This is a genomic window from Magnetospirillum gryphiswaldense MSR-1 v2 (assembly GCF_000513295.1).
Lineage (GTDB): Bacteria > Pseudomonadota > Alphaproteobacteria > Rhodospirillales > Magnetospirillaceae > Magnetospirillum > Magnetospirillum gryphiswaldense.
The window spans coordinates 1,171,130-1,190,508 of record NC_023065.1; the positions used below are offsets into that span (position 1 = coordinate 1,171,130).

Here is a 19,379-nt window from a genome sequence, read left to right on the forward strand (position 1 = left end):
CCTGGGGATAAAGCATGACCACCCTGGCTAAACTGGCCCAAGCGGGATACCTCGCCTGCGGGCTTCTCTTATTGGCCGGCCCGGTCATGGCGCAGGAAAAGGCGGTGCCCGATTTTGCCACCTTCCTGCAAGGGGTGAAGGCCGAGGCGGCGGGAAAGGGCATGCGCCCCGAGACCCTGGAAACGGCGCTGGCCAATGTCGAGCACATCGACAAGGTGATCGAGCTCGACCGCCGCCAGCCTGAATTCACCATGACCTACAAGACCTACATGGATCGGGTGGTCAGCCCGACCAAGGTGGAGAAGGGGCGGTTGATGCTGGCCGAGAACCATGCGGTGCTGGCCCATATCGAACGGGAATACGGTGTCCAACCCAAATACGTGGTCGCCCTGTGGGGGATCGAGACCGATTATGGCCGGGTCACCGGCGGTTATTCCGTCGTCTCGGCCCTGGCCACCTTGGCCTATGACGGTCGCCGTTCCACCTATTTTCGCGGCGAGTTGATGAACGCCTTGCAGATTTTGGATGAAGGCCATATCGCCCCTGCCAGCATGCTGGGATCGTGGGCTGGGGCCATGGGGCAATGCCAGTTCATGCCGTCATCCTTCCTGCGTTTCGCTGCCGATTGGGATGGCGATGGTCGTCGTGACATTTGGACCACCCGGGCCGACGTCTTGGCCTCGGCCGCCAATTATCTGTCCAAATCGGGGTGGAAGGGAGATCAGACCTGGGGCCGGGCGGTGAAACTGCCGGCGGGCTTCGACAAGAGCCTGGTCGGTCTGGATACCCGTAAGCCGCTGGCGGATTGGGCCAAGTTGGGGGTGACCAGCACGGGTGGCAAGCCGCTGCCCAAGGCCGATCTGGAAGCGTCGTTGGTCATGCCCGATCGGGGCGATGGCGCCGCGTTCCTGGTTTACGACAATTTCCGCACCACGCTGAAGTGGAACCGCTCGACCTTTTTCGCATTGGCCGTCGGCCATCTTGCGGAGCGCATTGGCGGCAAGTAGACTACAACATCTTTGGGTAAGACAGATTTGGGGCAGCTAGATGATGCGTAAGCGACAGCGGGCCGGAACGCGTGTGGCCGTTCTCGTCCTATCCGCCGCCATGCTTTCGGGCTGCGCCGAGATGAATCTGTTCGGCCATTACGCCAAGCGCGCCACCTCTGAACCGCCGCCGGCCAACGCCTCGGCGGCGGCCACCTACAAGATCGGCAAGCCCTATCAAATCAAGGGCGTGTGGTATTATCCTCAAGAAGATTTCGACTATGACGAAACCGGCATCGCCTCGTGGTATGGCCCTGATTTTCATGGCAAACTGACCGCCAACGGCGAGGTTTTCGACCAGAACGCCGTCTCTGCCGCCCACAAGACCTTGCCCATGCCGTCAGTGGTCCGGGTGACCAATCTGGAAAACGGGCGTTCGCTGGTGGTGCGCGTCAACGATCGCGGTCCCTTCGCCCATGGCCGGGTCATCGACATGTCGCGGCGGAGCGCCCAGTTGTTGGGGTTTGAAGGCCAAGGCACCGCCCGTGTCCGTGTCGAGATCATGGCCGAGGAAAGCCGCGTTCTGGCCGGCAAGCTGGCGCCATCGGGTGGACCGCAAGAGCCGGCAATCGTTGCCGCCCCGCGTGGCAGCGTCACGGCGGAAAGTCTGCCGCCGCCCGGCAGTTCCGAGCCATCGCGCCCGATTGTCGCCAGTGCCGCCAAGGTCGATACTTCGGCCCAGCGCAGTGCGGCGGCGGTGGAAGCGACCGAACGCAAGTTGGCTTCGCAGGAAGTGTCGTCGGTTCCCGTGCACAGCACCGGCATTTATGTTCAGGCCGGTTCGTTCAGCCGCCACGACAACGCGCTCAGGCTGTCGGCCCGGTTGTCGGCGGTCGGTCGCCCCAATGTCGAACAGGTTTCGGTCAAGGGCAAGACTTGGTATCGCGTCCGCTTTGGTCCCATGACCAACGTGGATGAAGCCGACCGCTTGCTGGAAAGCGTGATTGCCGCCGGGCAGCAAGATGCCCGCGTCATCGTCGATTGATCTTATTTTTCGAGCCTCAAGGATGATTGCGTTGTTGAAATCCCCGTTTTCCCTGGCCCGTTTTGTCTTTGTTTGCGCCGCTCTGACCCTTGGCGGGGCCGCGGCCCGAGCCGAAACCATCGAGACCCAGGCGCGTCAGGCCATCCTGATCGACTACAAGACCGGCACCATTTTGCTGGAAAAGAATGCCGACGAGCTGATGGTGCCGTCGTCCATGAGCAAGCTGATGACCGCCTATCTGGTATTCGAGAAGCTCAAGGAAGGCAGTTGGAAGATGGACGACCAATTGCCGGTGTCGGAAACCGCGTGGAAGCGCCATTTCAAATCCGGCGGCTCGCTGATGTTCCTGCCGGTGGGGTCTTCGGCCAAGGTCGGCGATCTGATCCGCGGCGTCATCATTCAATCCGGCAACGACGCCTGCAGCGTGCTGGCCGAGGCCCATTCCGGCACCGAGGAAGCCTTCGCCGAGGAAGCCACCCGCAAGGCCCGTGACCTGGGCATGCTCCACACCACTTTGCGCAACGCCTCGGGCTGGCCCGACCCGGAACACCTGACCACGGCGCGCGACCTGTCCACCTTGGCCCGGCGCCTGATTTCCGACTTTCCTGAATACTTCCCCATTTATTCCGAGCGGGAATTCGTCTTCAACGGCATCCGCCAGGGCAATCGCAACCCGCTTTTATACGGCGTCTCCGGTGCCGACGGCCTGAAAACCGGCCATACCGAAGCCGCCGGTTACGGTCTGGTCGGTACCGTCAAGCGCGGCGAGCGCCGGATCATCATGGTCATCAACGGCTTGAAATCCATGAAGGAGCGGTCCGAGGAAAGTGCGCGGCTGATGGAATGGGCGTTCCGCGAATTCGATAATTACGCCCTGTTCAAGCCGGGTGACATGGTGACCGACGCCGAAGTGTGGTTGGGCGAAGCCGCCAACGTGCCGCTGGTCGCCGGCGAAAAGCTGGAAGTAACCATGCCGCGCAAGGCCCGGCGCGAGATGAAGGTGACCGCCGTCTACGACGGCCCCATCGCCGCCCCCATCCGCAAGGGTGAAACCTTGGGTAAGCTGCTGATCACCGCGCCCGGTCAGGCCAATGTGGAATTGCCGCTGGTGGCCGGTGCCAACGTGGCCAAGCTGGGCTTTACCGGACGCATGTCCGAGGCGCTGCGCCATATCCTGTTGGGGCCCAAGCGCTGATGACCGACGGGCGTTTCATCACCTTTGAAGGCGGCGAGGGGGCCGGCAAGTCGACCCAGGTGCGGTTGCTGGTCGAATCTCTGCGCGGTCGGAAGCGTGAGGTGGTGCTGACGCGTGAACCGGGGGGGGCCGACGGGGCCGAGGCCATTCGCACCCTGCTGGTCAGCGGCGCTGTCGATCGCTGGGATGCCCGTACCGAAGCCCTGCTGCACAGCGCCGCCCGCCGTGACCATCTGGTCAAGACGGTATGGCCGGCGCTGGAGCGCGGTGCCTGGGTGATCTGCGATCGCTTCGCCGATTCGACCCTGGCCTATCAGGGCTATGGTCACGGTCTGGACCGCGCCCTGATCGAGCAATTGGTCGAGGTGACCATGGGGCGGTTCCGCCCCGATTTGACCCTGATCCTGGATTTACCGGTGGAAGAGGGATTGCGCCGTGCCGGCGGTCGCGGCGGCGCCGAGGACCGTTATGAGCGCATGGGCCTGGACTTCCACCAGCGGCTGCGCCAGGGTTTTTTGGCTATCGCTACCGCTGAGCCAAGGCGGTGCGCCGTGATCGATGCCGCCCGTCCGCCAGAGACAGTGCACCAGGATATCCTGGCCGCCATCACCACCCGGCTGGACTTCTCGGCGTGACCGAGATCGCCCATCCCCGCGATGTCCTGGATCTGATCGGTCATGCCCAGGCGCAGCGGGATTTTCTCGATGCCTGGACTTCCGGGCGTATGGCCCATGCCTGGCTGTTGACCGGCCCCAAGGGGATCGGCAAAGCCACCTTGGCCTACCGTATCGCCCGTTTCGTCCTGTCCGGTGGCGGCGAGGGCGGGGTGCTGTTCGGCGGGCCGCCCGATACTCTGGCGATCAGCGCCTCTCATCCGGTGGTGCATCAGGTTTCCGCCCAGGGCCACCGTGACCTCAAGGTGGTCGAACGCGGCTTCACCGACGATAAGAAAACCAAGATGCGCACGGAAATCGTCATCGACGACGTCCGCAAGATCGGCGACCTGTTCCATCAGACCGCCGATGCCGGCTGGCGCGTGGTGCTGATCGACGCCGCCGACGAAATGAACCGCAATGCCGCCAATGCGGTTCTGAAAATTCTTGAGGAACCACCGACCAAGGCGTTGATTTTGATGGTTTCGCACAGTCCGGGGCGATTGTTGCCGACCATTCGGTCGCGCTGTCGGCGGCTGGCATTGAATCCGCTGCCGCAAGAAACCATTTGCCAATTGCTGGCCCGGAATCGCCCCGATCTGACCGATGCCGAACTGACCGCCCTGGCCAATCTGGGCGAAGGCAGCTTGGGTAAGGCCTTGGCCTTGGCCGCCGAGGGCGGGCTGGACCTTTATCGCGATCTGATCGGCCTGCTGTCGGCCTTGCCGCGTCTGGATGTCCCGGCACTGCACGGCTTCGCCGAACGGGTGGGCAAAAACGACGCCGACACCGCCTGGCGCACGGTGACCGAATTGACCGTGTGGTGGTTGGCCCGTCTGGTGCGCGCCGGTGGGCGTCAGGGCCGGGGCATGGCCGAGGTGGTGCCGGGTGAAGCCGCACTGATGGCGCGGCTGTTGGCTGCCGCCAGCCTTGATCGTTGGCTTGACCTGTGGGAAAAGACCGGAGCCTTGTTTGCCCGGACCGACGCGGTCAACCTGGATCGCAAGCAGGCCTTGTTGACGGCCTTCCTGGCCGTTGAAAGATTACCCCGCGCCTGACCGCCGGCGATGGAAACAAGAATACCAAGGAGACGATCATGAGCGGGTCCAAGAAGACCTTTTACGTGACCACGCCCATCTATTACGTCAACGACAAGCCCCATATCGGCCATGCCTATACCACGCTTGCCTGCGACGTCCTGGCTCGCTTCAAGCGCCTGGATGGCTATGACGTCAAGTTCCTGACCGGTACCGACGAACACGGCCAGAAGGTGGAAAAATCGGCGGAGGCGGCGGGGATTTCGCCGCAAGCCCTGGCCGACATGAACTCGGCCAATTTCCGTGAGTTGGCCGCCCGTCTTAACTGCTCGAACGATGATTTCATCCGCACCACCGAGCCGCGCCACGTCGCCTCGGTGCAGGCGTTGTGGACCAAGCTGGTGCAATCCGGCGACATCTATCTGGGCCATTACGAAGGCTGGTATTCGGTTCGCGATGAAGCCTTCTATGGCGAGGACGAGCTTGTCGCCGGCCCGAATGGCGGCAAGCTGGCCCCCACCGGCGCGCCGGTGGAATGGGTGAAGGAGCCCAGCTATTTCTTCCGCCTGTCGGCGTGGCAGGACAAGCTGTTGCAATGGTACGAGGACAACCCGGATTGCGTTGCGCCGCAATCGCGTCGCAACGAGGTGATGAGCTTCGTCAAGGGTGGCCTGCAAGACCTGTCGGTGTCGCGCACCAGCTTCAAATGGGGCATTCCGGTCCCCGGTGATGCCGACCACGTCATGTATGTGTGGCTGGATGCCCTGACCAATTACATTACCGCCGTCGGCTATCCCAACCAGGACGGCGCATACGCCCGTTATTGGCCGGCCGATCTGCATATGGTCGGCAAGGATATCGTGCGTTTTCACGCCGTCTATTGGCCGGCCTTCCTGATGGCTGCCGGCATCAAGCCGGCCCATCGGGTGTTCGCCCATGGCTGGTGGACCAATGAAGGCCAGAAGATTTCCAAGTCGGTGGGCAATGTCATCGATCCCTTGGGCCTGATCGAGAAATACGGCCTGGATCAGGTGCGCTATTTCCTGCTGCGCGAAGTGCCCTTCGGCAATGACGGCGATTACAGCCACCGCGCCATGGTCATGCGCATGAACAGCGAATTGGCCAATGATTACGGCAATTTGGCGCAGCGTGTTCTGTCCATGATCGGCAAGAATTGCGGCAATGCGGTGCCCGCCCATGGCGCGTTCAACGACGACGACCGCGAGATGCTGGATGCCGCCCACGGCCTGCTGCACAAGCTGCGCGACGCCATGGACCGCCAGTTGTTCCATGAAGGCCTGGAGGCACTTTGGGTGGTGATCCGCGCCGCCAACGGCTATGTGGATCGTCAGGCGCCGTGGGCGTTGAAAAAGACCGACCCGGCCCGCATGGGCACGGTGCTATGGGTGCTGGCGGAAACCATCCGCAATCTGGCCCTGCTGACCCAGGCGTTCATGCCCGATAGCTCGGCCAAGCTGCTGGATCAATTGGCCGTCGCCGCCGATCAGCGCGATCTGTCCCAGTGCGGCTCGCATCACGCCCTGAAGCCGGGCACCCCCTTGCCGGTGCCGCAAGGCGTCTTTCCGCGCTTTGTCGAAGAGCAGGGGGCCGATTGATGCTGGTGGACAGCCACTGCCATTTGGATTTCCCCGATTTCGCCGACGAACTCGATCAGGTGGTGGAACGGGCGCGCGAAGGCGGCGTGGGGTTGATGCTGACCATCAACACCCATGTCAGCCGGTTCCCCCAGGTTCTGGCGGTGGCGGAACGCTTTGACGACGTCTATTGCACCGTCGGCATCCATCCGCACGAAGCCGGCAGCGAACCGGCCACCGATGCCGAAACCCTGATCCGCCTGGCCGAGCACCCCAAGGTGGTCGGCTTCGGCGAAACCGGGCTGGATTATTATTACGACAAAAGCCCGCGCGACCGCCAACGCGACAGCTTCCGTGTCCATATCGACGCTGCCCGCCGGACCGGCCTGCCGGTGATCATCCACACCCGTGATGCCGATGACGACATGGCCCAAATCCTGACCGAGGAAATGGCCAAGGGGGCGTTTCCGGGATTGGTCCACTGCTTCAGCTCTGGCCAACAACTGGCTGATTTAACTGTTGAACTTGGACTTTATGTCTCGGTGTCCGGTATCGTCACCTTCAAGAAGGCGGAGGCCTTGCAGCAGGTCATCGCCAGCGTTCCGCTGGATCGTTTGCTGGTCGAAACCGATTGCCCCTATCTGGCGCCCATCCCCTATCGCGGCAAGCGCAACGAGCCGGCCTATGTGGCCCACACCGCCGCCAAGGTGGCTGAATTGAAAGGGATTTCCCCCGAGGCATTGGCGGCGGCCAGCACCGCTAATTTTCTGTCGCTGTTTTCCAAGGTCCGGCCATGAAAGCCACCATCCTGGGATGCGGGGCCGCAGGCGGCGTGCCGAGCATTTCCCGGGGCTGGGGGGCCTGCGATCCCGATAATCCACGCAACCGCCGCCGCCGCCCGTCCATCCTGGTCCATGGACCGGAAGGGGCGATTTTGGTCGACACCTCGCCCGATTGCCGTGAACAATTGTTGGATACCGGGATCAATCGGCTGGCGGCGGTGCTCTACACCCACGATCATGCCGACCATATGCACGGCATCGACGACCTGCGCGAGGTCAACCGGGCCATGCGCGCCCATCTGCCCATCCACGCCACCGCCGAGGTTCTCGACTGTATCCGCAGCCGTTTTCCCTATGTGGTCGGGGGGGTAGGGGAGGGGCAGAGTATATACAAGCCCCTGCTGGACCTGTATCCCATCGACGGGGTTTTTTCTGTGGGCGGGGCGGAGGTGATTCCTTTCGACCAGGATCACGGTTATTGCCGAACCACCGGCTTCCGCTTCGGCCCATTGGCCTATTCCACCGATGCGGTGGAACTGCCCGAAACGTCCTTCGACATCCTGGCCGGAATCGATACCTGGATCGTCGGCTGTCTGACCTATGATCCGCATCCGACCCATGCTCATCTGGACAAGGTGCTGGGATGGATCGAGCGTATCCGTCCACGTCAGGCGATCTTGACCCATATGACGCCAAGCCTGGACTACGACACCTTGTGCAATATCCTGCCGCCCCACGTGCGACCGGCCCATGACGGATTGATCATCGAGGCTTGTACTGGGGGAAATGCAGCCCCCAGATGATGGCGGCACCGCGTATGGCGAAGCCGGCGGCAATGGCCAGAACCGTCTGTCCGAACTCGGGCAGGGTGGAAAAGTGGTGCAGCGCCAGCCAGACCATGGACCCGGCAGCCGCAGCGGTGGCATAGATTTCCCGATGGAACATCAAGGGTTTTTCACCGCAAAAGATATCGCGGATCAGCCCACCGAAACTGGCGGTCATCACCCCCATGATCACGCAGACCAGAACCGGAGCTTGCAGCGCGGCGGCCTTTTGCGTCCCGGCCACGGCGAACAGAGCCATACCCAAGGCATCCAGCCACAGCAGCAAGGGCAGGATGCGGGTGAACGGCTTGGCCGCCCAAAACGTCGCCAGCGACGCCACCAGGCTGACGACCAGATAGGTGGTATCTTCGATCCATACGGGACGAACGCCCAAGATCAGATCGCGAACGGTGCCGCCACCGATGGCGGTGACCGTGCCGACGACCATGAAGCCGACCGGGTCCATTTCCTTGCGGGCGGCGACCAAGGCGCCGGTAATAGCGAAAACCGCCAAACCGATCAGATCGATGGCGGCAAAGATTTGGGCGATGGCTTCAGATACGGGCGTCATGGCTGATATAGTGATATGAAGGCAGCGGAAATGCAATACCCAGTAGCGTCATAATATATATTATGCGACAAACGGGGGTGGACAAGAGAGAGCCCCCTCGTCCTTCGGGCTTCAATTAAATTCCGAACTGGCGCACACCCGCATGCCGCGCGCCCGCATATGGGTGATGAAGGCCTGTCCGGCGGCGGGAAAATCCGGTCCACCAGGGATCGCCGGCACTGGGCTGGTGCAGTCGGTGAGGAGGACGAACTTGTGGATATGCGCTTGGTCAATGTTATCGGCGATATCGCTAACGGTGGCTTTGACGCAGTGACTGAGCGCCTCCCCGGCCAGCAGCAGGACATCGCAATCCGTCAGCCTTTCAAGCAAATCACTGTTCAGCGACGTCGCCGGATCTGCCGGATCGGGGACTTCCGCCGCCACTGCCGAGTAATGCTCGGTAAACGGATTGGCGCCTTTGACGACGAAGTTGACCGGACTGAGCGCGCGTTCTTCCCACCGCCGCAAGGCACCGAACAATTCCGGCTGGACGGCATGTCCGGACGAGCCGATCAGGCAATGCGGCGGCCAGATCACCAAGGCGTATTTGCCGTTGCCTTCCAATTTACGGACATAGTCCAGCGACCGCTGACCCCAGGCCGAATTGCGTGGCCGCCACCGCCCGGCAGCGACGTCCTGGGCGCTGATGATGGTGAAAGGTGGCGGGTTTTCACCAATGTCATTCTGCCACCATGTCGGATGTGCGATATCAAGGGCGTGGTGACTGTCCATGGTCACATCAATGGCCCCTATCCGCCCCCCAAGGCGGTCAATCAGGGTCGCCAATCGGGTCATGTCGGCATAGGCCCCAGGCACCGGCAGCGCGCCATTGGCCGGTCCATCGCAGAAATCCATCTGCGGGTCGATGATGAGCAGGCGAATGCGATCGGACATGACGATCTCCTTCCCGGTAACCCGGCCAGGGCGGGAAACAGGCTGTTAAACCAAAAATGGCCAAACACATAAACCGAAGTTGGATTAAGTTTTAATCCATGTCAACAGCCAATGTTATACTTGCGGTTCTGATGGCGGAGCCCTAGCATCCTCCGATTACACCACTCATGGAATAACTATGGGGATGTTCGAAACGCCGATTGCGACCGTGGATGTTGCCTTGTTCACCGTCTCGGAGGGGCGGCTTTGCGTGATGCTGGCCAAGCGGCCCGATGATTCCGAGATATTCCCCGGCGTGTTCGCCCTGCCCGGCGGCTACATCCATGTGACCGAAGACGACGACGCCGAGGCCTGCGCCCGTCGCGTTCTACGCGGCAAGGCCGGACTGCGCGTCCCCTACCTCGAGCAACTCTGCACCTTTTCCGGCAAGTTCCGCGACCCGCGTGCGTGGTCGCTCAGTGTCGCCTATTACGCCGTGGTGCCGGCGACGGAACTGGTCGGCACCAGCTTGCGGCTGGCACCGGTGGATGAATTGCCCGCCCTGCCCTTCGATCACAACCAAATCGTGGCGACCGCTTCACGGCGGCTGCGGGGCAAGGCGTCCTATTCATCCCTCCCCACGTTTCTGCTGCCGGAAAAATTCACCTTCGACGAGCTTCATGCCGTTTACCAGCAGGTCATGGGGGTCGGGATCAACAAGGTCAGCTTTCGCCGCAAGATCGAGAACCAGGGCATCGTCGTTCCGGTGCCGGGGGAAAAGCACTACGGCGCCCATCGCCCGGCCCAGCTTTACCGGGCCGCCGAACGAACATTGATGGAGTTCGACCAGATCATTTGACCGTTTTGGCCAATCCCATCACCAACGGAAGTCGCCGTCATGATCAACTTCGCTTCCCGCGCCTATGACCGCCGCTGGCGCATCGATCCGATCGTGCGCTCGTTGCTCGATACCGATTTCTACAAGCTGTTGATGCTGCAATTGATCCACCGGCATTTTGCCGCGGTACCGGTGACTTTTTCGCTCATCAACCGAACCTGGACGGTGCGGCTGGCCGATATGGTCGAGCGCCGCGAATTGGAGGCTCAGCTCGACCACGTGCGGACCTTGCAGTTGGGCCGGCAGGAACGTATCTGGCTGGCCGGCAACACTTTCTATGGTACCGAAGGCATCTTCCGCCCCGATTTCCTGGCTTGGCTTTCCGCCTTACGGCTGCCGGAATATGAGATCGAGGTCGTCGATGGCCAGTACGAGCTGACCTTCTCCGGCCCATGGGCCGAGGTGATGTTGTGGGAAGTCTATGCCATCACCATCGTCAACACCCTGCGCAACCGCGCCGGTCTGGCCCGCATGAGCGAATTGGAACTGGATGTTCTCTACTCTCGCGCCAAAGCCAAGCTGTGGGGCAAGCTGGATCGTCTGGCCGATGCCGGAATCACCGGCATCGCCGATTTCTCCACCCGGCGCCGGGCTGATTTCCTGTACCAGGAATGGGCGCTTCTGGCCGCTGCCGACCATCTGGGCGACGGTTTTCTTGGCACCTCCAACGTCGCCTTGGCTATGAAGCTGGGGCTCGAGGCCATCGGCACCAATGCCCACGAATTACCCATGGTCCTCTCCACTCTGGCCGAGACCGAGGCGGAATTGCGCGCCAGCCAATATCGTGTGCTGGAATTGTGGCAGCAGACCTATGACGGTCGGCTCAAGGTGTTCCTGCCCGACACCTTCGGCACCACCCAATTCCTGAGCGGCGCCCCCGACTGGGTGGCCGACTGGACCGGCTTGCGAGTGGATTCCAAGGATCCCTTCGAAGCAGGCGAAGAGGCCATCGATTGGTGGGCGTCCAGGGGACGCGATCCGCGCAGCAAGCTGGTGCTGTTCTCGGACGGCCTCGACGTGGGCGACATCTTGGCCTTGGACAAGGCATTCCGTGGCCGCTGCCGGCTGGGCTTCGGCTGGGGGACGCTGTTCGGTAACGACTTCCGTGGCTGTCATCCGCGCGGCGCCGACGACCTTGCCCCCATCAGTCTGGTGTGCAAGGTGACCAGGGCCAATGGCCGACCGGCAATCAAGCTGTCGGACAACCTGGCCAAACCCACCGGCCCGGCGGCGGAAGTCGCCCGCTATCGGGCCATCTTCGGTGGCGCTGGCCTGGGGCACCGCGATGTGGTGGTGTAGGGTCGCCGCAGAGACAAATCCATGTGGCCTCGCGGCGCTTCCGCCCTTATTCTAAGACCCGGTTTCCTTGTCGAGTTATCCATGCGCCCGATCGACCATTTGCTTGAACTGATGGCCACCTTGCGTGACCCGGTGCGCGGCTGCGCCTGGGACCGCGAACAAAGCTTCGCCACCATCGCCCCCTACACCATCGAGGAAGCCTACGAGGTCGCCGACGCCATCGACCACGGCGACATGGCGGCGCTGAAGGATGAATTGGGCGATTTGCTGTTTCAGGTGGTGTTTCACGCCCGCATGGCCGCCGAGGCCGGGGATTTCGATTTCGACGACGTGGCCCGGGCCATCACCGCCAAGATGATCCGCCGTCATCCCCATATCTTTGGCGACGCCGAACAGCGCGACGCCCAAACCCAGACCATCGCCTGGGAGGCGACCAAGGCCGAGGAACGCGCCGCCAAGGGTCATGACAGCGTGCTGGATGGTATCGCTCGCTCGTTGCCGCCCATGACCCGCGCCTTGAAGTTGCAAGGCCGCGCCGCCCGCGTCGGTTTCGATTGGGCCGAAGCCAAGGATGTGATCGCTAAGATCACCGAGGAAGTGGCGGAGATCAAAGCCGAAATCGACGCCGATGCGGCCTTTGAGCGGCTCGAGGACGAGGTCGGCGATTTGTTGTTCGTCTGCGTCAATCTGGCCCGCAAGCTGTCGGTTGACCCGGAACGGGCGCTAAACCGGGCCAATATGAAATTCGTGCGCCGTTTCAATCACATCGAAAAAAGCCTTGAGAGCAACGGCCAGCCCATCGGCGAAGCTGGGCTAGAGGCCATGGAAGCCTTGTGGCTGGATGCCAAAATGCTGGAACGCCAAGGAGATGGCCGATGATTGCCGCTATCCGGCCCCTGCTGCGGCTGTTGACCGTGGCATTGCTCGCCTTGCCTTTGGCATCTTGCTATATCCCCGACAAGTTCAAGGGAGAATTGCGGCTGTCGCGTTATGGCGACTACGCCCTGACCTATCAGGGTGACCTGATCTATGCACCGATCATGCATGATTATGCCGGTGGCCGGATCACCCCCGAGAACGAGCAGGAAAAGAACGACAACATCTATAAGGATCTGGTGCGCGATCCGGCCATCAAGGACATCCAGCGCGTCGGCAAGGGCCGCTTCCGCGTCAAGTTCGAGCGCCAGGGTCGCCTGGGTAAGGTGCAGCTCAGTTCGTTCCTGCGCCGCGATGCCCGCCTGTTGTCCCTGAAATCCAATGAGGACGGCAGCATCATCATCGATGCCAACGGGGTCAAGTCCGGTGATGCCCAGCGCATGGCCGAGTTGGGCATCGGCATGGAAGGTGAATTCCGCATCACCACCGACGCCAATGTGGTGCGGCACAATGCCACCGAAGTGCGTCCCTATGGCCAGTACAAGGTCTATATCTGGAAGATCGAAAACGCGCTGTCGGCCACCCCCACCTTGGTGATGCTGCGCGACCCCGACCCCAACCGCCCGCTTTGAAGGATCGCACCATGGCCGATTGGACCGACCGCATCGTTTTCGTTACCGGTGCCACCGCCGGTTTCGGCACCGCCATCGCTCGCGCCTATGCGGCCTTGGGGGCGCGCTTGATCCTGTGTGGGCGGCGGGCTGAGCGGCTGGGTGAATTGCAGGCAGAGTTGGCGGTCCCGTGTCACCTGCTGGAATTGGATGTGCGCAACCGTCCGGCGGTACAACAGGCTATTGCTGACCTGCCCGCCGATTTTGCCGCCATCGATGTTCTGGTCAACAATGCCGGCCTCGCCCTGGGGCTGGAACCGGCGCATCAGGCTGATCTGGATGATTGGGATGCCATGATGGACACCAACGTCAAGGGGCTGATGTATGTCACCCGCGCCGTTCTGCCCGGCATGGTCGAGCGCAATCAAGGCCATGTGGTCAACATATCCTCCATCGCCGGCACCTATCCCTATCCGGGCGGCAATGCCTATGGCGCTTCCAAGGCGGCGGTGACCCAGTTTTCACTGAATTTGATCGCCGATCTGGTCAAGACCAAGGTGCGGGTGACCAATATCGAACCCGGGCTGTGCGCTGGGTCGGAATTTTCACTGGTGCGCTTCAAGGGTGATGCCGAGGCGGCGGCCAAGGTCTATGACGGCACCACGCCGCTGACATCGGAAGATATAGCAGAATCAGTGGTTTGGGCGACGTCCCTACCCGCCCACGTCAACATCAACCGCATCGAGTTGATGCCGGTGTCACAGGCGCCCGCCGGATTGACGGTGTTTCGCGGTTAATCCACCAACGGCGCCAGTTGCCGCCAGCTTTCCGGCCCCGGGGTCAGCAGCAATTGGCCATCGGCATGCAGCACCGGGGTATAGACCTCGCCACCCAGCATGGCGGCATGGCCGCCAGCTTCGACATGGATCAGCACACCGGCGGCGTGGTCCCACGGCATCAGTCGGCGGAAATGGGCAAAATGCTGCCGTCCGGTGACCAGATCGAGATAATCATGGGCGGCGCTGCCGCGCCGGGCCACGTGCAGGACGCAATCGGCGACTTTGCCGCGTTTTTTCACCGATCCGGTCATCTGCGGCAGCGGCACTTCCGCCGCCACTTTCAGCCGGGTGCCGTCACGCCACGCCCCCTGCCCGATTTCGGCGATCACCGTCCGGTTGGGGATGGGGTCGTGAATCCAGCCGGCGACGGTGACGCCATCGACCACCAGGGCGACGATGACGGCGAAGCGCGGATTGTTGTTGGCGAAATTGCCGGTGCCGTCCACCGGATCGATGACCCAGACCACACCGGGGTGATTGAGGGCCTCCAGCAGGGCGGGATTGCCGTCCACCGCCTCTTCCCCCACCACCGCGCCGGGAACGACCTCGGTCAACAGCCGGGTCAACAGCCGTTCGGCCATGACATCGGCATCGGTGACCAGTTGGTTCGGCTTTTTCTCGCGAATCTGATCGCGGCTCAGCTTCTTGAAACGCGGCAGGATCTCCGCTTCCGCCGCCTGACGGATCAGGCCGGCAACCTTGACCACATCAACCTTCACCCGATCCCCCCGTTGGCCAGCATCTGTTGGTATCTTTGGATATTGGCCGGGTCCAGGCGAACTTTCAAATGGGTTTGTGTATCGTCGTCGCTGCGTTCCAAGACTTCGCCGTTCCGATACATCCAGGCGATGGCGGCACCGTCGCCCAGATCGAAACTGACATCGATGATCAGGCGGTTTTCCGACAGCTTTTCATCGATACAGGCCAAGAAGGCATCCACCCCCGCCCCAGTCAGGGCGGAAATGGGCAAGGCCGTCGGCTTGCGCGCCGCCTGATTGACCACCCCTTCGCGCCCGCCTTCCGGCAGCAGGTCGATCTTGTTCAAGGCCTCGACCAGGCCGCGATCGACCATGTCGCCCAGGCCCAATTCCTTCAGCACCAGTTCCACGTCGGAGGCCTGGGCCTCGGTATCGGGATGGGCCATGTCGCGCACATGCACGACCACGTCCGCTTCCAGCACCTCTTCCAAGGTGGCGCGGAAGGCGGCGACCAGTTCATGCGGCAGGTCCGAGATGAAGCCCACCGTATCCGACAGGATGATCTGGCGGCCCGACGGCAGTTTTAGGCCGCGCATGGTCGGGTCCAAGGTGGCGAACAGCATGTCCTTGGCCAGCACCTCGGACCGGGTCAGGCGGTTGAACAAGGTGGACTTGCCGGCATTGGTGTAACCAACCAGGGCGACGATGGGATAAGGCACCCGGCGCCGGGCCGAGCGGTGCAGCTCGCGCGTGCGCTTGACCTCTTCCAACTCCCGCTTCAGCTTGACGATGCGATCGCCGATCATGCGGCGGTCAGCCTCGATCTGGGTTTCACCGGGGCCGCCCAAAAAGCCGAAGCCGCCGCGCTGACGTTCCAGGTGGGTCCACGATCGCACCAGCCGCGAGCGCTGATAGGACAGCGCCGCCAGTTCCACCTGCAACGAGCCTTCACGGGTGCGGGCGCGGGCGCCGAAAATTTCCAGGATCAGGCCGGTGCGGTCGATGACCTTGCACGCCCATTCTTTTTCCAGATTGCGTTGCTGGACCGGCGACAGATGACCGTCGACGATGGCCACCTGAATGTCCTGGTCCTTGACGATGATGGCCAGACGCTCTACCGCGCCCTTGCCGATCAAGGTGGCGGGCCGCCGCTTGGATACAGGAACCAGCTCGGCGGCCACCACGTCAAGATCGATGGCCTGGGTCAGGCCGACGGCTTCATCCAATCGCGATTGCGGATCGCGCAAGCCACCATCGGCCACCTTGATGGCCGGATGGACGACCATGGCCCGCTGACGAGAGGCAATGCCTTCGTTCGTGTTTTCAGACACTTATTCTTCGCCACCGTCCTTGACGGGCGGCTCGAACAGCTGAATGGGAGCCGACGGCATCACCGTCGAAATGGCATGCTTGTACACCAATTGGGTATGGCCATCCCGGCGCAGCAGCACCGAGAAATTGTCGAACCAGGTGACGATGCCTTGTAATTTAACGCCGTTAACCAGAAAGATGGTAACCGGGGTCTTTTGCTTGCGGATGTGATTGAGAAACACATCCTGCACGTTCTGCGACTTTTCGGCGGACATGGTTGATGTTCCGTTCTTATTGCCCGAGATTGTTCTTCGTAGGTCTTCGAGAAGACCTCCCTAGATTCCCTTGGTTATCATCAAATCGCGGGCTTGGGAACCGATAGTTCGTCTAATCGGCTTAGAAGAGTTTGAGGGCTGGGAAAGTAATAAGTCGGCGGGTGGGCATCGAACTCACCCGGTCGGGCGGGTTCCGCCCGTAACAATGCCGGAGTACAACCGGAATTGACGGCGCAATGCATATCGATAGGCGAATCGCCGACAAACCAGACTTGCATCTGGGGTTGAAGATTCTTGGGGGCCAGGGCCAGGGTCACCGGGTCCACCGCCGGCTTGTCGGCGGCGGCGTCGCTGGCCCCGACCAAGGCGCCGAACCAGATGTCCCATCCCAGGGCCCGGGCTTCGGTGCGCAGGAAGGTACCACGTTTGTTGGACACCACCGCCAGATAGAGCCCCTCTTGGTGCAGGCGCCGCAGCATATCCTCGATTCCGGGCAGCGGGCGCAGATAGTCCAGATGGATGGCTTCGAAGGTCCGGGTGAACACGTCGCGCGCTTCGATCCAGTTTTCGCCGAACATGTCGGGAAACGAATCCTTCAACGACTTGGCGACATTGCGTTCGACTTCCTCGCGGCTCCACTCGCGCATGCCGAAATGGCGGAAGGTGCCGTTATAGGCAGCTTGGATACAGTCCCAGGAATCCACCAAGGTGTTGTCCCAGTCGAACAAAATGGCGTGCGGTCGGCTCATGGACGGCGCAAATCCTGATAAAGTTCACGCAGGCGGCGGGTGATCGGGCCGGGAAAGCCATCGCCGATGACGCTCTCATCCACTTTCACCACCGGCATCACCATCATGGTGGTGCCGGTGATAAAGGCTTCGCGGGCACGCAAGGCCTCGGCCAGGGTAAAGGGGCGTTCGCCCACTTCCAGCCCCAAATTGCGGGCCAACTTCAAGACATTGCTCCGCGTCACCCCGGCCAGGATGGAATTGTCGGCGGGGTGGGTCAAAAGCGCGCCATCGGGCGCGACAATGAAGATATTGGTGGCGCTGCCCTCGGTGACGAAGCCGCGATCGTTGACCAGCCACGCCTCGGAGGCGCCGGCCTCGCGCGCCGATTGGCGGGCCAACACATTGGGTAACAGGCCGGTGGCCTTGATATCGGGGCGTTTCCAGCGCAGATCGGGTTGGCTGACCACGCGCACGCCTTGTTCGACCAGCGCGGTCGCCGGGCCGGAATGGGGCCAGGCGCTGACCACCAGACTGGACGGCGTGTCCAGAGGGAAAGCGTGATTGCGCGGGGCGGCGCCACGGCTGGCCTGAATATAAACCAAACCGTCGGTCAGGCGGTTCCGACTAATGATTTGATTCAGGATCAGCGGAAACACCCGACGCGGCACCGGCCAGGAAATAGCCAGGGCGCCCAAGGACCGTTCCAGACGGTCGAGATGCTGATCCAGATGGCAAAGGCGGCCCTTGACCACCGGCAGGACTTCATAGACGGCGTCGGCGAAGTGATGACCGCGATCATCCACATGGATGGTGGCCTGGGCGTGGGGCAGATAACGCCCGTTCACATAGCTGACGCGCGGCACCTTAAAAGTACTCCAGCCGGACCGAGAACATCTTTTCCACCTTTTTCACCGCCTCGGCGGCGGCGAACAGGACGATGCGGTCGCCGGCCTGAACCACGGTATTGCCGCGCGGGCTGATCATGGCGCCGTTATGAACCACCGCCCCCAGCAGCACGCCGTTGGGCAGCTTGACCTCGCGCAGCGGCTTGCCGACCAGGCTCGAGGTTTCCAGGGCGTCGGCCTCGATCAGTTCGCCGAAGCCCTCGTGCAGGGAATGCACCGCATGGATGCGGCCACGGCGCACGTGTTGCAGGATGTTGGAGACGGTGATGGCCCGTGGGCTGATCACCACGTCGATGCCCAGAGGTCCCATCAGGGCGTTATAGGTGGTCTTGTTGATCAGGCTCATGGCCCGTTTGGCACCGTAACGTTTGGCCAGCAACGCCGCCAGGATGTTGGTTTCGTCGTCATTGGTGACCGACACCACCGTTTCGGCATTGGCGACGTTGGCCTCGGTCAGGATTTCGGTGTCCAGCACGTCGCCGTTCAGCACCACCGTGCGGTGCAGGCTTTTGGCCACGTATTCGGCCCGTTCCTTGTTGATCTCGATGATCTTGACGGTGGCGCCGGGATGGGCCTCCTCGATCTGCTGAGCCAGGAACAGGCCGATATTGCCGCCGCCGAAAATGACGATGCGCCGCGCCGCGCAATCCTCGCGGCCAAAGGCGGCCAGCGCTCGGTCCACCTGTTGGGTGTCGACAACGAAATAGACTTCGTCGCCTTCCAGCATCTGATCTTCTGCCGTCGGCACGATGGGCTTGCCGTCGCGGACGATACCGATGATGACGATGTTGAGATCGGGGAACAACACCGTCAATTGCCGCAACGGCGTGTTGATCAGCGGGGTCTGTTCGTTGCAGCGCACACCGATCAGGCGCACCTTGTCGCCGGCCATGGGGATGACGTCGATGGCGCCGGGCACCTGCAAGCGCCGGGTGATGGCGCGGGCCACCTCGATTTCCGGGCTGATGGTGACGTCGATGGGCATGTGGTCGCGGGTGAACAGATTGGCCCACATGGGCTGCAAATAGGATTGGGCACGAACACGGGCGATCTTGGTCGGCACGTTGAACAGGGAATGCGCCACCTGACAGGCGACCATGTTGACTTCGTCGAACTGGGTCACCGCGATCAGCAGATCGGCATCCCCCGCCCCGGCCTGTTCCAGCACCGACGGATGCGAGGCATGGCCGAGCACGGCCTGCACATCGACGGTGTCGGTGATCTTGCGGATCAGTTCGGGACGCTGGTCGATGACCGTGACGTCGTTGTTTTCGCTGGCCAGATAATGGGCGATGTTGAAGCCCACCTGTCCGGCGCCGCAGACGATAACCTTCAT

The 19,379-nt window shown here is 62.1% G+C and carries 21 protein-coding genes; 13 read left to right on the top strand and 8 right to left on the bottom strand.

Going from position 1 to position 19,379, the window contains the following annotated elements; translation table 11 throughout:
* Positions 1-14: 14 nt before the first annotated feature.
* The 8 genes from MGMSRV2_RS05540 to MGMSRV2_RS05575 all read left to right on the top strand — a co-directional run bounded on the left by MGMSRV2_RS05540 (position 15) and on the right by MGMSRV2_RS05575 (position 8,096).
* Positions 15-1,007 (top strand): lytic murein transglycosylase, encoded by a 993-nt coding sequence (locus MGMSRV2_RS05540; RefSeq protein WP_024079370.1) that lies wholly within the window; start codon positions 15-17, stop codon positions 1,005-1,007.
* A gap of 73 nt (positions 1,008-1,080) precedes the next feature.
* A complete protein-coding gene (locus MGMSRV2_RS05545; RefSeq protein ID WP_242410719.1) occupies positions 1,081-2,031 on the top strand; it encodes a septal ring lytic transglycosylase RlpA family protein in 951 nt (316 codons plus the stop codon).
* A 22-nt stretch (positions 2,032-2,053) separates the two neighbouring features.
* Entirely contained in the window at positions 2,054-3,226 is a 1,173-nt protein-coding gene (locus tag MGMSRV2_RS05550) for a D-alanyl-D-alanine carboxypeptidase family protein (RefSeq protein ID WP_024079372.1), read from the top strand.
* The gene (gene tmk, locus MGMSRV2_RS05555) at positions 3,226-3,861 is read left to right on the top strand and encodes a dTMP kinase (protein WP_024079373.1); all 636 of its coding nucleotides are present in this window, start codon (positions 3,226-3,228) and stop codon (positions 3,859-3,861) included. Before MGMSRV2_RS05550 ends, tmk begins: the two co-directional genes overlap by 1 nt.
* Complete coding sequence (locus MGMSRV2_RS05560) at positions 3,858-4,937, top strand: DNA polymerase III subunit delta' (protein WP_024079374.1); 1,080 nt, start codon at positions 3,858-3,860, stop codon at positions 4,935-4,937. The genes tmk and MGMSRV2_RS05560 overlap by 4 nt, the downstream gene beginning before the upstream one ends.
* A gap of 38 nt (positions 4,938-4,975) precedes the next feature.
* Positions 4,976-6,532 carry a methionine--tRNA ligase gene (gene metG, locus MGMSRV2_RS05565; RefSeq protein ID WP_024079375.1) on the top strand — a complete coding sequence of 519 codons (1,557 nt, stop codon included), beginning with the start codon at positions 4,976-4,978 and terminating at the stop codon, positions 6,530-6,532.
* Positions 6,532-7,308: a TatD family hydrolase gene (locus MGMSRV2_RS05570; RefSeq protein ID WP_024079376.1), complete on the top strand. Its 777-nt coding sequence runs from the start codon at positions 6,532-6,534 to the stop codon at positions 7,306-7,308. The genes metG and MGMSRV2_RS05570 overlap by 1 nt, the downstream gene beginning before the upstream one ends.
* Entirely contained in the window at positions 7,305-8,096 is a 792-nt protein-coding gene (locus tag MGMSRV2_RS05575) for an MBL fold metallo-hydrolase (protein ID WP_024079377.1), read from the top strand. The genes MGMSRV2_RS05570 and MGMSRV2_RS05575 overlap by 4 nt, the downstream gene beginning before the upstream one ends.
* Here the strand turns inward: MGMSRV2_RS05575 and MGMSRV2_RS05580 are convergent.
* Both MGMSRV2_RS05580 and MGMSRV2_RS05585 read right to left on the bottom strand, forming a co-directional pair.
* Positions 8,056-8,688 (bottom strand): trimeric intracellular cation channel family protein, encoded by a 633-nt coding sequence (locus MGMSRV2_RS05580; protein ID WP_024079378.1) that lies wholly within the window; start codon positions 8,686-8,688, stop codon positions 8,056-8,058. The genes MGMSRV2_RS05575 and MGMSRV2_RS05580 overlap by 41 nt on opposite strands.
* A 111-nt stretch (positions 8,689-8,799) precedes the next feature.
* The gene (locus MGMSRV2_RS05585; RefSeq protein WP_024079379.1) at positions 8,800-9,621 is read right to left on the bottom strand and encodes a cysteine hydrolase family protein; all 822 of its coding nucleotides are present in this window, start codon (positions 9,619-9,621) and stop codon (positions 8,800-8,802) included.
* Positions 9,622-9,805: 184 nt separating this feature from the next.
* Here MGMSRV2_RS05585 and MGMSRV2_RS05590 point away from each other — a divergent pair, with 184 nt between their 5' ends.
* The 5 genes from MGMSRV2_RS05590 to MGMSRV2_RS05610 all read left to right on the top strand — a co-directional run bounded on the left by MGMSRV2_RS05590 (position 9,806) and on the right by MGMSRV2_RS05610 (position 14,081).
* Complete coding sequence (locus tag MGMSRV2_RS05590; protein ID WP_041633461.1) at positions 9,806-10,459, top strand: NrtR DNA-binding winged helix domain-containing protein; 654 nt, start codon at positions 9,806-9,808, stop codon at positions 10,457-10,459.
* 39 nt (positions 10,460-10,498) lie between these two features.
* Positions 10,499-11,797, top strand: coding sequence for a nicotinate phosphoribosyltransferase (locus MGMSRV2_RS05595; protein ID WP_024079381.1), 1,299 nt, complete (start codon positions 10,499-10,501; stop codon positions 11,795-11,797).
* An 81-nt stretch (positions 11,798-11,878) separates the two neighbouring features.
* Positions 11,879-12,676 (top strand): nucleoside triphosphate pyrophosphohydrolase, encoded by a 798-nt coding sequence (mazG, locus tag MGMSRV2_RS05600; protein WP_024079382.1) that lies wholly within the window; start codon positions 11,879-11,881, stop codon positions 12,674-12,676.
* Entirely contained in the window at positions 12,673-13,305 is a 633-nt protein-coding gene (locus tag MGMSRV2_RS05605) for a hypothetical protein (protein WP_024079383.1), read from the top strand. Before mazG ends, MGMSRV2_RS05605 begins: the two co-directional genes overlap by 4 nt.
* Before the next feature lie 11 nt (positions 13,306-13,316).
* Positions 13,317-14,081 (top strand): SDR family oxidoreductase, encoded by a 765-nt coding sequence (locus MGMSRV2_RS05610; protein ID WP_041634120.1) that lies wholly within the window; start codon positions 13,317-13,319, stop codon positions 14,079-14,081.
* On the opposite strand, the gene MGMSRV2_RS05615 is transcribed toward MGMSRV2_RS05610, so the two are convergent.
* From MGMSRV2_RS05615 to trkA, 6 genes are all read right to left on the bottom strand, one after another.
* Positions 14,078-14,842 carry an inositol monophosphatase family protein gene (locus MGMSRV2_RS05615; RefSeq protein WP_024079385.1) on the bottom strand — a complete coding sequence of 255 codons (765 nt, stop codon included), beginning with the start codon at positions 14,840-14,842 and terminating at the stop codon, positions 14,078-14,080. The two genes, MGMSRV2_RS05610 and MGMSRV2_RS05615, sit on opposite strands and share 4 nt — an antisense overlap.
* Positions 14,839-16,107 (bottom strand): GTPase HflX, encoded by a 1,269-nt coding sequence (hflX, locus tag MGMSRV2_RS05620; protein ID WP_024079386.1) that lies wholly within the window; start codon positions 16,105-16,107, stop codon positions 14,839-14,841. Before hflX ends, MGMSRV2_RS05615 begins: the two co-directional genes overlap by 4 nt.
* A gap of 45 nt (positions 16,108-16,152) precedes the next feature.
* Positions 16,153-16,407, bottom strand: a complete 255-nt coding sequence (gene hfq, locus MGMSRV2_RS05625) for an RNA chaperone Hfq (protein WP_024079387.1) — start codon at positions 16,405-16,407, stop codon at positions 16,153-16,155.
* Positions 16,408-16,487: 80 nt separating this feature from the next.
* A complete protein-coding gene (locus MGMSRV2_RS05630) occupies positions 16,488-17,156 on the bottom strand; it encodes an HAD family hydrolase (RefSeq protein WP_024079388.1) in 669 nt (222 codons plus the stop codon).
* Positions 17,153-18,001 (bottom strand): D-amino-acid transaminase, encoded by an 849-nt coding sequence (locus tag MGMSRV2_RS05635; protein ID WP_024079389.1) that lies wholly within the window; start codon positions 17,999-18,001, stop codon positions 17,153-17,155. The genes MGMSRV2_RS05630 and MGMSRV2_RS05635 overlap by 4 nt, the downstream gene beginning before the upstream one ends.
* A 1-nt stretch (position 18,002) precedes the next feature.
* Positions 18,003-19,379 (bottom strand): Trk system potassium transporter TrkA, encoded by a 1,377-nt coding sequence (trkA, locus tag MGMSRV2_RS05640; protein ID WP_024079390.1) that lies wholly within the window; start codon positions 19,377-19,379, stop codon positions 18,003-18,005.

Excerpts from the sequence above, each read along its gene's own strand:
- MGMSRV2_RS05585 (WP_024079379.1), bottom strand. The coding sequence starts at position 9,621 with ATGTCCGATCGCATTCGCCTGCTCATCATCGACCCGCAGATGGATTTC.
- MGMSRV2_RS05595 (WP_024079381.1), top strand. The coding sequence starts at position 10,499 with ATGATCAACTTCGCTTCCCGCGCCTATGACCGCCGCTGGCGCATCGAT.
- trkA (WP_024079390.1), bottom strand. The coding sequence starts at position 19,379 with ATGAAGGTTATCGTCTGCGGCGCCGGACAGGTGGGCTTCAACATCGCC.
- MGMSRV2_RS05630 (WP_024079388.1), bottom strand. The coding sequence starts at position 17,156 with ATGAGCCGACCGCACGCCATTTTGTTCGACTGGGACAACACCTTGGTG.
- hfq (WP_024079387.1), bottom strand. The coding sequence starts at position 16,407 with ATGTCCGCCGAAAAGTCGCAGAACGTGCAGGATGTGTTTCTCAATCAC.
- MGMSRV2_RS05575 (WP_024079377.1), top strand. The coding sequence starts at position 7,305 with ATGAAAGCCACCATCCTGGGATGCGGGGCCGCAGGCGGCGTGCCGAGC.
- MGMSRV2_RS05550 (WP_024079372.1), top strand. The coding sequence starts at position 2,054 with ATGATTGCGTTGTTGAAATCCCCGTTTTCCCTGGCCCGTTTTGTCTTT.
- MGMSRV2_RS05610 (WP_041634120.1), top strand. The coding sequence starts at position 13,317 with ATGGCCGATTGGACCGACCGCATCGTTTTCGTTACCGGTGCCACCGCC.
- hflX (WP_024079386.1), bottom strand. The coding sequence starts at position 16,107 with ATGGTCGTCCATCCGGCCATCAAGGTGGCCGATGGTGGCTTGCGCGAT.
- MGMSRV2_RS05570 (WP_024079376.1), top strand. The coding sequence starts at position 6,532 with ATGCTGGTGGACAGCCACTGCCATTTGGATTTCCCCGATTTCGCCGAC.
- MGMSRV2_RS05580 (WP_024079378.1), bottom strand. The coding sequence starts at position 8,688 with ATGACGCCCGTATCTGAAGCCATCGCCCAAATCTTTGCCGCCATCGAT.
- metG (WP_024079375.1), top strand. The coding sequence starts at position 4,976 with ATGAGCGGGTCCAAGAAGACCTTTTACGTGACCACGCCCATCTATTAC.
- MGMSRV2_RS05590 (WP_041633461.1), top strand. The coding sequence starts at position 9,806 with ATGTTCGAAACGCCGATTGCGACCGTGGATGTTGCCTTGTTCACCGTC.
- MGMSRV2_RS05540 (WP_024079370.1), top strand. The coding sequence starts at position 15 with ATGACCACCCTGGCTAAACTGGCCCAAGCGGGATACCTCGCCTGCGGG.
- mazG (WP_024079382.1), top strand. The coding sequence starts at position 11,879 with ATGCGCCCGATCGACCATTTGCTTGAACTGATGGCCACCTTGCGTGAC.
- tmk (WP_024079373.1), top strand. The coding sequence starts at position 3,226 with ATGACCGACGGGCGTTTCATCACCTTTGAAGGCGGCGAGGGGGCCGGC.
- MGMSRV2_RS05605 (WP_024079383.1), top strand. The coding sequence starts at position 12,673 with ATGATTGCCGCTATCCGGCCCCTGCTGCGGCTGTTGACCGTGGCATTG.